The organism is Flavobacteriaceae bacterium GSB9 (assembly GCA_022749295.1).
Lineage (GTDB): Bacteria > Bacteroidota > Bacteroidia > Flavobacteriales > Flavobacteriaceae > Flavisericum.
The window spans coordinates 1,422,244-1,437,683 of sequence record CP062007.1 but is presented as its reverse complement, the minus strand read 5'-3'; the positions used below and the strand labels follow the sequence as shown (position 1 = coordinate 1,437,683).

14 protein-coding genes are annotated in these 15,440 nt (G+C 35.3%); 7 read left to right on the top strand and 7 right to left on the bottom strand.

Annotated elements, in window-relative coordinates; translation table 11 throughout:
• Positions 1–8: 8 nt before the first annotated feature.
• Entirely contained in the window at positions 9–1,064 is a 1,056-nt protein-coding gene (locus GSB9_01237; protein UKM64680.1) for a cell surface protein, read from the top strand.
• 56 nt (positions 1,065–1,120) lie between these two features.
• On the opposite strand, the gene GSB9_01236 is transcribed toward GSB9_01237, so the two are convergent.
• Together GSB9_01236 and GSB9_01235 are read right to left on the bottom strand one after the other, a co-directional pair.
• Positions 1,121–1,837 carry a diphthine--ammonia ligase gene (locus GSB9_01236; GenBank protein UKM64679.1) on the bottom strand — a complete coding sequence of 239 codons (717 nt, stop codon included), beginning with the start codon at positions 1,835–1,837 and terminating at the stop codon, positions 1,121–1,123.
• Positions 1,830–3,308, bottom strand: coding sequence for a S41 family peptidase (locus GSB9_01235; protein UKM64678.1), 1,479 nt, complete (start codon positions 3,306–3,308; stop codon positions 1,830–1,832). Before GSB9_01235 ends, GSB9_01236 begins: the two co-directional genes overlap by 8 nt.
• A gap of 145 nt (positions 3,309–3,453) precedes the next feature.
• Here GSB9_01235 and GSB9_01234 point away from each other — a divergent pair, with 145 nt between their 5' ends.
• The 6 genes from GSB9_01234 (at position 3,454) to GSB9_01229 (ending at position 9,118) form a co-directional block, all read left to right on the top strand.
• Positions 3,454–3,963, top strand: coding sequence for an RNA polymerase sigma factor (locus GSB9_01234; GenBank protein UKM64677.1), 510 nt, complete (start codon positions 3,454–3,456; stop codon positions 3,961–3,963).
• Positions 3,950–4,423, top strand: coding sequence for a hypothetical protein (locus tag GSB9_01233; GenBank protein ID UKM64676.1), 474 nt, complete (start codon positions 3,950–3,952; stop codon positions 4,421–4,423). The genes GSB9_01234 and GSB9_01233 overlap by 14 nt, the downstream gene beginning before the upstream one ends.
• Positions 4,424–4,465: 42 nt before the next feature.
• Positions 4,466–5,026 (top strand): DUF4252 domain-containing protein, encoded by a 561-nt coding sequence (locus tag GSB9_01232; protein ID UKM64675.1) that lies wholly within the window; start codon positions 4,466–4,468, stop codon positions 5,024–5,026.
• A gap of 9 nt (positions 5,027–5,035) precedes the next feature.
• Complete coding sequence (locus GSB9_01231) at positions 5,036–5,578, top strand: DUF4252 domain-containing protein (GenBank protein UKM64674.1); 543 nt, start codon at positions 5,036–5,038, stop codon at positions 5,576–5,578.
• Between the two features lie 110 nt (positions 5,579–5,688).
• Positions 5,689–6,462, top strand: coding sequence for a nucleoside triphosphate pyrophosphohydrolase (gene mazG / locus GSB9_01230; GenBank protein UKM64673.2), 774 nt, complete (start codon positions 5,689–5,691; stop codon positions 6,460–6,462).
• Positions 6,463–6,553: 91 nt separating this feature from the next.
• Positions 6,554–9,118, top strand: coding sequence for a T9SS type B sorting domain-containing protein (locus GSB9_01229; GenBank protein ID UKM64672.2), 2,565 nt, complete (start codon positions 6,554–6,556; stop codon positions 9,116–9,118).
• Between the two features lie 8 nt (positions 9,119–9,126).
• Here GSB9_01229 and GSB9_01228 read toward each other — a convergent pair whose 3' ends face one another.
• The 5 genes from GSB9_01228 to GSB9_01224 all read right to left on the bottom strand — a co-directional run bounded on the left by GSB9_01228 (position 9,127) and on the right by GSB9_01224 (position 15,344).
• Complete coding sequence (locus GSB9_01228; GenBank protein UKM64671.1) at positions 9,127–11,124, bottom strand: DUF349 domain-containing protein; 1,998 nt, start codon at positions 11,122–11,124, stop codon at positions 9,127–9,129.
• A 105-nt stretch (positions 11,125–11,229) separates the two neighbouring features.
• Positions 11,230–11,970, bottom strand: a complete 741-nt coding sequence (locus GSB9_01227; GenBank protein ID UKM64670.1) for a shikimate dehydrogenase — start codon at positions 11,968–11,970, stop codon at positions 11,230–11,232.
• Positions 11,967–12,983 carry a DUF368 domain-containing protein gene (locus GSB9_01226; GenBank protein ID UKM64669.1) on the bottom strand — a complete coding sequence of 339 codons (1,017 nt, stop codon included), beginning with the start codon at positions 12,981–12,983 and terminating at the stop codon, positions 11,967–11,969. The genes GSB9_01227 and GSB9_01226 overlap by 4 nt, the downstream gene beginning before the upstream one ends.
• 2 nt (positions 12,984–12,985) lie before the next feature.
• Positions 12,986–13,903: a DUF368 domain-containing protein gene (locus tag GSB9_01225; protein ID UKM64668.1), complete on the bottom strand. Its 918-nt coding sequence runs from the start codon at positions 13,901–13,903 to the stop codon at positions 12,986–12,988.
• Between the two features lie 52 nt (positions 13,904–13,955).
• A complete protein-coding gene (locus tag GSB9_01224; protein UKM64667.1) occupies positions 13,956–15,344 on the bottom strand; it encodes a tetratricopeptide repeat protein in 1,389 nt (462 codons plus the stop codon).
• Positions 15,345–15,440 lie beyond the last annotated feature (96 nt).

The window sequence follows — 15,440 nt, the reverse complement described above, 5'->3', positions numbered from 1 at the left end:
ATTCAATTATGAAAAACATTTTTTTATCAATTATTGCCATGTCATTTCTGGTATTTTCATGTTCAGAGGATAACGACGATAATTTACAGTCAAAAGGCGATTATGAAAACGGTATTTTAGTAAGCGGAGAAGGAGGACCGTCGTCTGTAAGCTTTATATCAAACGATTTTTTAACGATAGAAAATGGAATTTACTACAATATAAACAACGAAAGTTTAGGGGTGTATTTACAATCTATAGGTTTTAATGACGACATGGCGTATATCATTACAGATAATGCAAATACCATAAATGTTGTTAACCGTTATACTTTTGAAAAATTAGGAACTATAACTACCGATTTAAGTACACCAAGATATATGGCTTTTGCCAATGGAAAAGGTTATGTGACAAACTGGGGAGATGGAATGGTAGCAACAGATGATTTTATTGCTGTTGTAGATTTAGCAACTAATAGCGTTGAAAGCACTATTCCTGTTGGAGAAGGACCAGAACAGATTTTGGTTTATGGTGACAAAATTTATGTTTCTCATAAAGGGGGGTATTCTTCAAATAATATTATTTCTGTAATTGATATCGCTTCAAATAACATTGAAACGATTATCGTAAATGATAATCCCGATGAAATGATTATTGACAACCTAGGTAATTTAGTAGTGCTATGTGGAGGAGCAACTGAATACGATTCTAACTGGAATGTTGTAGGGCATACCGAAGGTTCTGTAACTAAGATTGATCTGTCTAATAATACTGTAATATCTACTTTAGCTTTAGAAAATGGCGTACACCCAAGTTTAATGGACTATGATAATGGCGTATTGTATTACGTGGCTTCAGGAAATTTATTTGGTTTAACTGATAGCGATACCGCTTTGCCAAGTGAATCTGTAATGCCTTTAACGGCAAGTTATGCTTACGGAATGGCTGTTAAAGACAATACATTATATGTTACTGATGCCAGTTTTACGGGGCAAAGTGATTTAATTGTTTACGATTTAAGTTCAAAGTCTGAAATTGGAACATACAAAGTTGGATTAGGAGCTTCAAAAATATATTTCAACTAAATATATTTTAATATTAAACGAAAAAGGCGCTCTTGTTAGAACGCCTTTTTTTTGGTTTATTCTGGAATTAAATCGCAGTACCATACACCGTATTTGTCGCTTTCACAAACTGAATTATCTGTATTGGGATTATTGTATTCTCGATATACTTTTTCGCCTATTGAAAACTCTATGGGTTTATTAAAAATAGGGCCATCGAAACAAAAGGTGTGGAATTCACCATTTTCGCCGCATGGGTCAACATCTTTGGGCAAATTTTCAATAAAGTGCTTGTCGATAACTGTACCCACAAAATTGTCATCAAAATATTTTGAATTGGCACAAACCACAATAGTTTTAAACCCTAATTCTAAAAACTCGGTTAGAAGGTCTTTGGTGTCTCTTTTCCAAATCGGGAATACAGTTTTTATACCTGCTTTAGCCAATTGGTTTTTTCGATATACTTTTAAATCTTCCAAAAAAATATCACCGAAAGCAGCATGTGTAAATCCGTTGTTTTTTAATCTCGTGACGGTTTCAGTCATTTTTTGCTCATAAACGCCCATGCTGGGCATTTCGGGTAATTCGATTATGCAGGCAGGAATACTCATGGCGTTGGTTTGGGCAACGAGCAGTTCTTTCCGAAGGCCGTGCATGGATACCCTATTGTAATGGTTGTTTACTGTTGTCACCAAAGCATCTACAGAATAGTTTTCATTTTTCAGCAAATGGTAAAGCGCAAGAGCAGAGTCTTTGCCCGAGCTCCAATTGAAGTAGGTTGTATGTTTATTCAAAAACAGATTGTTTTAGAAGTTCAGAAATATTTTTGTTTATATACATGCCAATTTCATAGGGTTCGAAATCTTCGGAGCCATGAGTAATTTCCAAATACTCTTTTTTTGTGTTCTTAGATCGGCCACTTCCTGTTATATTTGATATTGCCTCTGCCAAAAGAGGTTCGTTTTCATCGCCTAGGACTCCCATGTTGTTGATTTGTTCACCCAATGTAATATTAGGGGTAAGCCCGTTAAAGTAGTCTGTAACCCCATTGGCGTTAAGTGACTTATAAATTAGAGGTTGCATAGCATAGGTATGGCTTGGGTTAGCACCTTCTCGACTAAAATTAGGGGAATCGTACAAGGTGATTGAAGCTTGGTATTTACCTGCCGTAGTGGTTCCAATTTGAATGACTTCAATATAAGGGCTAAGCGCATTTATCACGAGTTCACTCGCAGAGGCACTCCTTCCAGATGTTAAAATATACACCTTTGAGAGGTTAAGGCTATTTAGGGGCACACCATCATTATTGTCGATAAAGCGGTTTATGAGTAATTCTGGGTCTTCGTTTTGATAGGCTTCCTGAAATTCGGCATTCCATTGTTCGGTACTAAAAACATCGCCTGTAAATTGACCGGTAATCAAGCTGGAAAGCATAATGGCCGTATAAACCGATCCTCCTGGATTGTATCGTAAATCCAAGACCAAGTCGGTAGCGCCTGCATTTTTAAAATTACCGAAAACGTCATTCAACTCTCTGTTAAATTGTTCAGTACCTGTAAAACCATTGTACATTAAATAAGCTATTTTCGATGTATTAACATTCAAAATATCACTAAATAAAATAGGGTTTTCGGTATATTGAACTTTAGTTAATAGAATGGCTTCTGAGGTTGCATCGATTGAATCATCATTCAATTCTTCGGTTCCGTTGGTGTTATATGTTCCTAAATTTATTGTATAACTGCTTTGGCTTAATAGCTGAGAAGCATTGGATGTTGTTAGTTGAGTACCGTCTATGCCATAAAAAATATCACCGCGCTCAACGCCTTGTATTTCGGCACTTGTTCCTGGCAATATGTGGGTGACTACACCATATCTCATGTTGCTTGTTGAAGAAAACCGAAACAATTGGTATTCCATACCATTGCTGGTAACTACACCATCAAAAAATTGCTCTAAAGCGATATAGTCATCAACAATCCAACTAAATCTGTCAACGGTTTTCCTATTGTAAATCAAGTTTTCAAACAAGTTTTCGGGCCATTGAAAACCACTTAAATAGTTACTATATTCTGCATTACTGGAAAATCGGTCATTGGCCAAGTCTGGTACATCGTCTTTATATAAGTAAAAGAGGTTCATGCCTCGCCAAACAAAATCGTTGATTTCTTCTGTTGAAATCGGTATATCGTCCTGGTCTTCAAAACAACTAAAAGAAACAAACGAAACGGCTAAAAGTAGAATTAGGGCTTTAAAGTTTTTCATGTAACGGTTTAAATATATAGTCTATAAAACCTTAAAATTACTTACATTATTGCGTTTTAAAAAATTTTTGTAACAAAACAGAACCTGGTTCGTCGTAATATCAAATAGCCCTAACTAAGCTATTTTAATAAAACCAAACCAAAAAATGACTCAAACTGAGTTTTTAAATATTGTATTGCCATTTAAGGATAAAGTGTTCCGTTTAGCAAAACGGCTGTTGGTATCGACCGAGGAAGCCGAAGACGCCACGCAGGAAGTGCTTTTGAAATTATGGAACAACAAGAAAAAGATTCAAGACTATAAAAACGTTGAAGCTTTTTCGATGACCATGACTAAGAATTACTGTTTCGATAAATTAAAATCGAAGCAAGCACAAAATTTAAAATTGGTGCACAGTAATTACGAAGACAAACAAACGGCATTACAAAAGCAGGTTGAGTTAAATGACAGTGTAAATTGGGTGGCAAAAATTATTGAAGCGTTGCCCGAACAACAACGTATGATTATTCAATTGCGAGATGTTGAAGAATATGATTACGACGAGATTTCAAAAATGCTCGATATGAACCAAACGGCAATTCGGGTAGCATTGTCGAGAGCACGAAAAACGATAAGAGAAAAATTAACAAAAACACATAGTTATGGTGTTAAATAATATTGAAAAACTAATTGAAAAGTACGAAAATGGCGAAACCACGCTAAAGGAAGAGCAAGTGTTGAAAAACTATTTTAAGAGCGACACGGTTGCACCCCATTTAGAAGTTTACAAGCCCTTATTTACGTATTTTTCGGTAAACCAACAAGAACAGTTTACCAAAGACATTCCATTAAAAACCAAACGTAAATTTAATTACAAATGGATTAGTGTCGCAGCTGTAGCCGTTATCATGTTGGGGGTTTTTATGAGTAAATCAACAAATAACAACGATTTAGGAACTTATGAGGATCCAGAATTAGCCTTTAACGAATTTTCAAAATCCATGGAAATGATTTCCGAAAAGTTCAACAAAGGTGCTTCAACTGTTGGATATCTAAACGAGATGGAAAAAGGTACATCTGCATTGGGATATCTCAACGAGGTTGAAAACACAACAAGTATCATTTTTAAAAATTAATCAAAAAACAGAAACGTATTACATAACTTAAAAACAAAAATCATGAAAAATAGAATATTAGTAATCGCATTGGCAGTTTTGTTACTGCCGTTAACCGCATTAGCACAAAAGGATGTTTTTGAAAAATATAGCGACAATACCGATGTAACTTATGTAAACATCAAACCAAAAATGTTTCAAATGATAGCCAAAATAGGGATCGATACTGATGATGCCGAAGCTAAAGCCTATATGGATATGGTTAAGAGTATTACCAGTTTTAAAACTATCGTAACCGATAATAAAACCATCTCTAGCGATATTGCCAAATGGGTAAAGTCGCGCTCCAGTAATCTAGAAGAATTGATGGAAGTTAAGGACGATGGCACTAATGTTAACTTTTATGTAAAGGAAGGTAAAGATGTTGATCATGTTAAGGAGCTTTTAATATTTGTTAATGGCATTGATAAGGTGATGGAAGATAAAATTGAAATTAATGGTAAAGAACGTAAAATAGAGACCGTCGTAGTGTCTTTAACTGGCGATATCGATTTGAACCAAATATCAAAGCTTACCGATAAAATGAACATTCCTGGTGGGCAACACCTCGAGAAAAATAAATAATCGTCAATCATGCAACGAACAGTTAACTATTTAATTTTTACTCTTTTTACTGCAGCTATCTTAATAAGCTGCGGTAATGAGGGTAGTTTGCAGCGCTATTATGTAGATAATCAGGAAAACAAAAATTTCATCACACAAGACTTTCCGTTATCCATGATTGAAATTGACAAGTCCGATTTTACTGAAGCGCAGAAAGAAGCTTACGAATCGGTAAATAAACTCAATTTTTTAGGGTTTAAGGCCAATCAAACTAATGTTGAGGCCTATGAAACAGAACTTACTAAAGTAAAAGCCATTTTAAGCAACGAAAAGTATAACGACTTAATAGAGTTTAACGATAAAGGCAATAAAATAGTCGTGAAATATATTGGCGATGATAATGAAGCCGATGAGGTTGTTGTTTTTGGTAATTCAAAAGATTTAGGGTTTGGAATTGTACGTGTATTAGGAGACGATATGAATCCCGATAAAATGATTACCTTAATAAAAGCCATGCAAAGTGCCGATATCGACGAAAAGAAAATTGAAAATATTATGAGTTTCTTTCAGTAATTTATAGTAAAATTTAATAATAAAAAGGCAGTCTGTTTTAGGCTGCCTTTTTCCATTTTACGTAATTCAAAAAAGTATTAATAATTGTATTTTTGCCAAAACGTCTCATTATGAATTCCAGAGCCAATCAGCTAAAAGCTTTCGATAGATTATTAACTATTATGGACGAATTGCGGGAGCAATGTCCGTGGGATAAAAAACAAACCATGGAAACGCTTCGCCATCTTACCATAGAAGAAACTTACGAATTGGGTGATGCTATATTAGATAATGATCTTGAAGAAGTAAAAAAGGAATTGGGTGATGTGTTGTTGCACATAGTATTTTATTCAAAAATTGGCAGCGAGACCAATGATTTTGATATTGCCGATGTTTGTAATAGTATTTGTGAAAAATTAATAAGCAGACACCCGCACATTTACAGTGATGTAAAGGTTGAAAATGAAGAGGACGTTAAACGAAATTGGGAAAATTTAAAACTCAAAGAAGGTAAAAAAAGTGTATTGGAAGGTGTTCCAAGAAGTTTGCCGGCTTTGGTGAAAGCCAATAGAATTCAAGAAAAAGTAGCTGGTGTGGGGTTCGATTGGGAGCATCCAAACCAAGTTTGGGAAAAAGTAGAAGAGGAGCTTAACGAGTTTAAAACCGAAGTGAGAAACTGCAATATCGATGCCATGGAAAGTGAGTTTGGCGACGTGCTATTTTCAATGGTTAACTATGCCCGTTTTTTAAATATAAACCCCGAAAATGCCTTAGAACGCACGAATAAAAAATTCTCGAAGCGCTTTCAATACCTAGAAAATAAAGCAAAAGCCCTTAACAAACCTCTAAAAGATATGACTTTGGCAGAAATGGATGTGTTTTGGGAGGAAGCTAAAAGTCTTTAGTCGTACTATTTCTAGTTTTTATCTTAAAGATGTAAAATAAGCTAGACATTTGGTAAATATTTGTTTTCTTTAAACAAATTAATAGCAATTGTTGGACAATCAAGTATATTATTCGGTTTTTAAATTTGTGTTATTGGTATTTTTAGTGCCATGTTCATGGTCTCAAAATATAGCACCTACGTTGTCTGCAACAGGAAATCAACCCTATTGCCCACAAAGCCAAATACATATTGTTACCGATTTTGATATAGAAGATCCCGATGATGAGGGAATTGAAGCCTTGTACATTCAAATTTCAACGGGCTATCAACAAGGAGAAGATATGTTGCTTCTGCTCGGTACACATCCTGATATCGCAACATCATGGAATTCTGTAGAAGGCAAATTAACCTTAACGGGTACATCTTCTAGTCAAGTTAGTTACATAAATCTAGTGGCTGCCGTAAAAGATGTTGTTTTTCAAAGTTCAAGTGCTCAGCCCAATGATAAAAGTTTTTCTATTACCATTGGTGACGCCAATTACTTACCGTTAACGGGGCATTACTATGAGTATGTTTCAGATTACGGAATCACTTGGAGTGATGCAAAAACAAAGGCCGAAGCCCGAACTTATTTTGGTTTACAGGGCTATTTAGCCACTATTCTTTATCCTGAAGAGGCACAGTTGGCTGGCGAACAAGCCTCGGGCGCAGGATGGCTAGGCGGAACCGATGAAGAAAATGAAGGTGAATGGAAATGGGTAACGGGCCCAGATGCCGGTACTGTTTTTTGGAATGGGTTGGCTAATGGTTCTACTCCTAATTATGCTAATTGGAATTATAATGAGCCTAACAACGTAAATGGAGGAGAGGATTATTTACATATCACCGATCCCAGTATTGGAATTCCCGGTGCTTGGAATGATTTGAGAGAATTTGGTGAGCCTCCCGGGCCCTATTATCCAAAGGGTTATATCGTGGAATATGGTGGTATGCCGGGCGACCCCGTTGTATCCATATCTGCTAGTACAAATCTTTATGCTTTGACGGTGGTTTCTCCTTTGTCATCGGTTTTAACGTATTCGGAGTGTGATAATTTAAATGATGGTGACGATTACAATGGCTTTACAGATTTCGATTTAACCAATAAAGAAACGGCTTTGTTAAACGGAAATAATCCTGACAATTTTTATTTCGAATATTTTTTAGACGCTAATTATAGTAATGCTATACCTAATCCCAGTAGTTTTATAAACACCGTGGCAGGTGGACAGACTATTTACGTGAAAATTATAAATACAAAGATGAGTTCCTGTTTAACAGAAACTTCATTTAACATTGTGGTTTCTAAACCACCATTGGCAAAGCCTTCAATTGACTTTAAAAACTGTGATGCCGACCTAATTTCAGATGGTTTTACGGAATTTAATCTTTCTGAAATAACACCTTATATTACTTCAGAATCAAATGTTACTATTTCCTATCATCCAACTTATAATGATGCCGAAACAAGTAATAATACCATAACATCATCAATTAATAATCAAACAAATAATCCTGTTTATGCTCGTGTTGAAAACACAAGGGGATGTTACCGAATTTCAATAATAACCCTTCAAGTTTCAACGACAGCTTTTCCGTCGGGATATTTTGAAGCGCTAAATACGTGTGATGACGATGGTGTTTTTGATGGTTTACATGAATTCGATTTATCACAAACTGAAGGTGCCTTAAAAAGTCAATTTCCTGCGGCTCAAAATTTAAGTATCAGTTATTACGAACGTGCTGAAGATGCACAATTGGAGCAAAATAGAATAGCACAGCCAACCAAATACCAAAATAGCATTGCCTATTTCCAGGATGTTTTTGTTCGGGTAGAAAGTAGTGATAACGGCATGTGCTATGGTATTGCACCTGTATTGAGGCTAACCGTTTATGGTGAGCCTGAATTTGAAATTGATGAATTTCAAACCTATTGTAGCGAAGGTGAGCCAGTTGTCGTTTCAGCTTTTAATGTCGATGCCAGTAATACATACCGTTGGTTTAACAGTAGTGGTGAGGTTATTAGTAATATGCCAAGTGCAGAGATAGTATCCGGTGGGGAATATTCGGTTGTGGCACGGTCGTCTTACGGATGTGATTCTGATCCTGTTTATTTTACGGTACAGGAATCGGCAAAGGCGGTAATTGGTTTTGATGATGTCTCGATTGTTGATGCTACTGAAAATAACAGCATTTCAATAGATAACGTTAACAATAATTTAGGCATTGGTGACTATGAATTTGCAGTAGATGATTCTAACTATCAGGATTCTCCAGTTTTTATGCGACTGAACCCGGGAGCACATACAGTTTATGTAAGAGATAAAAATGGCTGCGGTGTAACCTCTGTAGATGTTTTTATTCTAGGATTCCCTAAGTTTTTTACACCAAATAACGATGGGCAAAACGATTTTTGGCAAATAGAAGGTTTAGGAACAAATTTTACACCCCAATCTACCGTGAATATTTATGATCGTTACGGAAAGTTATTAAAACAATTTAAAGCCAACGACTTTTGGGACGGCACTTTTAAAGGTGAATTCTTGCCAAATTCAGATTATTGGTTTGTGGCCGAACTAATTAAAACCTCTGGCGGAACAAAAATCTACCGTGGACATTTTAGTTTAAAAAGGTGAAAAAATAGTTAGTAAAGCTCTTTAATTTTACTAAGCTTCTCTTTCCAGATTTTTAAGGATTCTTTATGTGTTTTAATGTTGTCTTTAACTTCTTTTACAACAGGATTATCATCTTCCACATTAGTGAAAAATTGTAAATTGTTTTCAAGTTGATTGATTTGTCCTTTTACTTCATCAATTTTCTTGCGGATAAAAATACGTTCATTATCCAGGTCCCTATTGTTATCGGCGGCATTCAGCGCATCCAATTTATTTTCGAACTTAATCATTTCAATTTCGTTCTTCGGAACTTTTAATCCCGTAAGAATGTCGTCAATAGTTTTTTGAAATTTATTCTCGATAAAGCGTTTGTCATTAGGAACCTTGCCTATATTTTGCCACACCGCAATTTGCTCATTTACAAGGTCGAGGCTTTTTTCTTTGTCACTTGGAAGACTAAGTTTTTTTAGGTTGTTTAATAGATCACTCTTTTTACTAAAGGCCTCGTGCTGTTCTTTGCTTGCAGCATTTCTTTTGGCGTGTATTCTGTCAAAATAATGATTACAGGCCGCTTTAAAGCGCTTCCATATTTTGTCGCTGTCTTTACGTGGTACGTGCCCTATTTTTTTCCAATCGCTTTGGATTTTTTTCATTAAAGGCGTAACCGTCTCGTAATCTTCGCTGTCCTTGTTGTCTTCAGCAATTTTTACTAAATCAAGTTTTAATTCTAGATTTTTGTACTGTTCTTTTTTTAATCCTTTGTAAAAGGCATTCTTTTTTCGGTTAAAGGTCCTAACGGCTTCTTTGAATTTTGCCCAAGTGTCTTCATTAACTTTAATGGGGACTTTTCCGGCATTAAAAAAATCTTCCCTTAGCCCTTCAATAGTTCGAATCTTTTTTTGCCAAGCCCCATGAGTGTTTCCTTCTTGGGTGGTTACGGCCTTGATTTGGTCAATAATTTCGAGCTTTTTCTCTAAGTTTTTTTCGTAGATTTTGTCTATTTCCTTGTAGTAAAGTTGACGTTTATCGTTAATAATTTTGGTTGCAGCCTTAAAACGCCCCCAGATTTCTTCTCTGTGTTCTCTGGCAACGGGCCCCAGCTCTTCTTTCCACATTTTGTGCAACTCTTGAAGCTCCCTAAAGGCACGCATGATATTGTCGTCTTTTGCTAATTCTTCAGCACGCTCTATAATGAGTAACTTCTTTTCTAAATTATGCTTAAAATCGAGATCACGAAGGTCGCGGTTAAGGTGTAAAAAATCATAAAACATTTCTACGTGGTGGTGGTAACTGTTCCAAGCGTTATTGTATTTGTCACGTGGAATTGGTCCCGTATTTCTCCAACGTTCTTGAAGTTCCTTGAAGTGTTTGTAAGTGGTGTTTATATTTTCTTCAACATTAATAAGCCCTTTTAATTCTTCAATAATTTCAAGCTTATCGGCTAGATTCTGTTTTAGGTTTTTTTCTAAATTTTGATAGTGCTCATTAAGTTTTTTTCTGTATTCTCTATAAGCCGTTTTGTACCGTTTTTGAACAGGTGATGAGTAAAAAAAATCAATTTCGTTACCGCCATCGTTGATAAAGTCTTCTTTTTTCTCATCAAGAAGGGCTTGAAATTTTGTTTTAAATTCTGAGTTTATTTGACTAACATGGTTGCGAATGGCCTGAACTTTTTCATTTTTTAGAAGTTTTTCCAACTCAATGGCAAGGGCTTCTAACGACATGGTGTCGTAGGCTTTAAATTCTATGGTATGTCTATCTTTGTTGCCTTCATCTTCAGCATCTTCAGCATTTGACTCGTCAATTTCATCCATAACTTTATCATCTTCATTAGAAGAATCGTCGTTCGAACTGGCAGTGTCTTCTTCAGGCGTCTCCTTTGAAACTTCGCCATCGTCTTTAGCCGATTGGGAATCTACTTTTGAAGTTTCGTTGGTTGTTTTGTTAGCGTCTAATTCGTTCGGATTTTCGTTTGAATTGGTTTTGTTAGCGCTTTCTTCTTCCTGTGGTTTATTAATATCAGACATTTTTAAAAATGTTAAGGTTCATAGTCAATATAAGAACCTTAAAGATACTAACAAGTAAAGTATTTACAAAGCAGTTAAAAAAGTTTTAACTGTTTTAAATGGGTTTTAGTAAAGGTTCCAAATAGACCATGCTTTTTCGGCCTGTAATTTTAACATTTCTAGGCCATTAATAATCGTCGCGTTTTTCTCCTTTCCTTTGCTTAAGAATAGCGTCTCGCTAGGGTTGTAAATCAAATCGTATAAAATATGGTTATCCGATATTCCGCCATAAGGAATGTTTGGGCATTTGTCTACATTTGGAAATGTGCCAACGGGCGAACAGTTGACAATAATCTGATGGTTTTTAATATCGTCTTCGGTTAAAGTATCGTAGCTAAAAGCAATGCCTTCCGACAGTTTTCTCGATACGTATTGGTAAGATATGCCCAACTCGTCCAGACTAAAAGCGACCGCTTTACTGGCACCACCTGTTCCTAAAATCAGCGCTTTTTTATGGTGCTTTTTTAGTAGTGGTTTTAGGGATTTTTTAAACCCGTAGCAATCGGTATTGTAACCTACCAATTTGCCTTTTTTAGTTATTTTAATGGTATTTACTGCTCCAATAACTTTAGCTTTTTTGTTTATCTTATCTAGATAGGGCATCACATCTTGTTTGTATGGTATGGTTACATTAAGCCCTTTTAAGCCTTTGGTGTTTTTAATTATAGATGGGAATAAATTGATGTTTTCGATATCAAAATTTTCATAGGAAGTATCATTGATGCCTTCATTTTCAAATTTATCTTTGAAGTAAGATTTAGAAAATGAATATGAAATATTTCTTCCTAAAAGTCCTAGTTTGTTCATGTTGTTTTTCTTGTTTTTTGTCCGTACCATTCCAAAGCCAAAACTATAGCGACGCCTAAAAGAATAAAACCAATGGCATAGAGTGTTTCGGTGCTGGCTTCTGGAAAATAGCGTTGGTAGTTTTTTATGACTTTTTGGCCTGCTGAATCTAATATGAAACTACCATCACTGCTAGTTTTATAAAAGGTTTTTTTCCATGGCCAAACAACACCCAACGATCCTATTATAAATCCAATAATGGAAGCTAGTGTTATGCTTTTATAGTGTTTTAATATGTAGCTGAGCAAGTGCGAAAAAGTAACGAGGCCAGTTGCCGACCCTAAAGTGAAGACCCCAAGTACGGTAAGCATTCTTATCCGTTCGCTGTTTTCGGTGAAGCTAAAATCGCCTTTAAAAATGTCGGAAAACGTATCGTATAGAGCATTTACCGAATCGACCAAAAGTAATACGTAATTTCCTAGAAGGATAAGAATGAATGATCCAGAAAATCCAGGAAGTGTCATGCCCGAAACACTTATAATTCCGCAGAAAAAAACAAACCATAAATTGTCGTTTTCTTTGGCAGGATTTAAAAAGCTAATACTAGCGCCTAAAATAATTCCAATCGCCATGGCTATATATGTTTTAAGTCGCCAGTCTTCAAAATCTTTGTTTATATAATAAATAGAGCCTATTATCATACCAAAAAATACGCTCCAAACATAAAGTTCGTAATGTTCTATAAGGTAATCGAGTATTTTGGAAACACTAAAATAACTAACTATCATGCCTAAGAAAAGCAAACCCAAAAATCTGCCATTAATGTATCTGTAAAAACTTTTAAAACGGCCATTGATGAGAAGTTTGAAGGCTTTGCCGTTTACTTTTTTCAATGAATAGATAAATTCCTCATAAAAACCAGCAACAAAGGCTACTACGCCACCAGAAACACCGGGTACTTTATTTGCCGCACCCATGCCCAATCCTTTTAGGATTAAAAAAAGTTTGTCACTAAGTGTTCTGGTGCTTTGCATGTTTATTTTTTAGAACCTATTCTTTCTAAGATAAAAATAGTTAAAAACCCAAAAACCATTAAAATTACAGCTAAAAGTAACTGGTTATTCTCTTCAAACTGTAAAGGAGAGATGCTTTCTTGTACCAAAGGTGTTTTTACTCCTTTGGAATTAGTGTGCCAAGTAAAAGTATTTTTCCATGGCCAAACTCGGTTTAAAGATCCAAAAATAAACCCGGTTAAAATGGCTAATGTAGCATTGTGAAAATGTTTAAAAAGCCATTTTAAAACATGGCTAAAACTGAGCAAACCGAGTACGGCTCCGGCTATAAAAATCATTAACTTTTTTATGTCAAAATCATGAATGGCATTACTTAAAGTTTTATAAGCACCCAAGATAATGAGTATAAACGAACCCGAAATGCCAGGTAAGATCATGGCGCAAATTGCTATAGCTCCTGCTAAAAATAAAAACCACGAATTTTCGTTTGTGGCCAGTGTTGGCAGTTTGCTAATATAAAATGCTAAGGCTGCTCCTAATATGAAGGTGATTATACTAGATAGATTCCATTTGGTAACCTGTTTGCCTACAAAATAGATGCTGGCCACAATGAGACCAAAAAAGAAAGACCAGATTAAAATGGGGTGATGTTCTAATAAGTACTTGGCCAATCGCATAAAGGATACAAAGCTAACTACGATTCCAAATAGCAATGCCACCAAAAAGTTACCGTTAAGCTGTTTCCAGAATAAGTTTATACCATCTCTAAAGAGCGTTTTAAACAACGATGCGTTAACATTGCTTATGGTGGTTATCAACTCTTCATAAATACCTGATATAAAAGCTATGGTGCCTCCAGAAACACCGGGAACGGCGTCAGCAGCACCCATGGCCAAACCTTTTAATGAAATAATAAGATAGTCGATTAATCGTCTTTGCATGTTCGGTTTTTTAGCAAAAAACCAAAGGTATGTATTTTAATGAAACGGTAAGTTAAAGTTTTGCTTTAAGTAAGTTTTTTACAGTGATTTTATTGATGACATCTGGAAAGAGTTCGTCAAGTATAAAAGTATAATCTTCATTTATTTTTAAAGCATTTTTTAAGTGGAAAATACCTTTGTTATCTTGATTAAGTGAGAAATATGCCCCGGCTAAGCGGTACTCAATTTCAGCATTTTCAGTATAAAAATCTTGAGCTTGTTCAAAATTAAAAATAGCACCTTCTAGTTCGCCTAATTTTATCAATAAATCACCGCGAGAAAGCCAGGTGTTTAATTCGTAATTTCCTAGTTCTAGTGTTTTCTTGAACCCGCGTTCTGCCTCTTCGTAATAATTTAACCTGTGATTAATCTGGGCATATAGCTTCCAATACAAAACATTTTCAGAATCAATATTTATAGCTTTGTTTATGTAATAAAGCGCTTTTTGTGGGTTGCCTTTTTTCTTATAGAATTTGGTTATTGCAATCCAGCCTTTATCCAGCAAAGGGTCTTCATGTACTGTTCTGTCGTAATATTGTATAGCTAATTCGTTGCTGCCTAGTTTTTCGTAGCAATGGCCAATTCGCAGAAGAGCAAATGACGTGGGATCATCTAATTTTAAAGTTATGGCGTAATTTTCTATAGCGTCTTCGTAACGTTTTAGTTTTTCCAGCACTTTACCACGTTCTAAATAGGCTCCTACAAAAGTATCGTCTGATATAATAGCGAAATCGAAAGCTGCCAATGCTTTTTTGTAGTCTTTTAAAGCAAGGTATTGTTTGCCCAATTGATGCCAAGCAACTTCACAATACGGGTTTTTATCTAGAAAAAGATTAAGATATGAAATGGCATCGTCATTTTGATTTAAAAAATCGAAACAATAAATCACATTATATAGCGCTGAGTAATCGTCAATATCAGACTCTAAGCATTTCATAAAATAATGTTTGGCATTTTCGTACTCGTCGAGAAATAAGTATTCCATACCTATTAAAGAATACAAATCCACAAAATCATTAGTTAGAGTCAAAGCCTTTTTTAGCACTTCTATAGCGCGTGCGTGATTGTCTTGTTTGGAAAAAATATTAGCTTTTTGAATGTAGATTTCTTCATTCGTCGGGTCGATACTGTAAAGCTCATTTAGTAGTGTGTTTGCTTGGTCGAACTTATCTTCAAAAACAAAAACTTCTACTTTAAAAAGCCTGAGGTTTACCGAGGTAGGATGTTGTTCTAAACCTAGTTTTATAGCTTTTTTTGCTAAAGCTATTTTCCCTTGGTTCAAATAGTGGTGAATAATATTTTCAAACTCTTCTGAATCAAAGAATAAAACATGGTTTGTTTTTAACATTGATTCAAACTTGGTAAGCGGTAAATTGTTGTTGTCGTTATGACTAAACTCCATACGCACATTTGTGGGATTCTACATGAATAAATTTAATGTTCTATTTTCTTTTTGCTTAGAAATTAGATAAATGTTTTTAACAAAGTAATCAACACT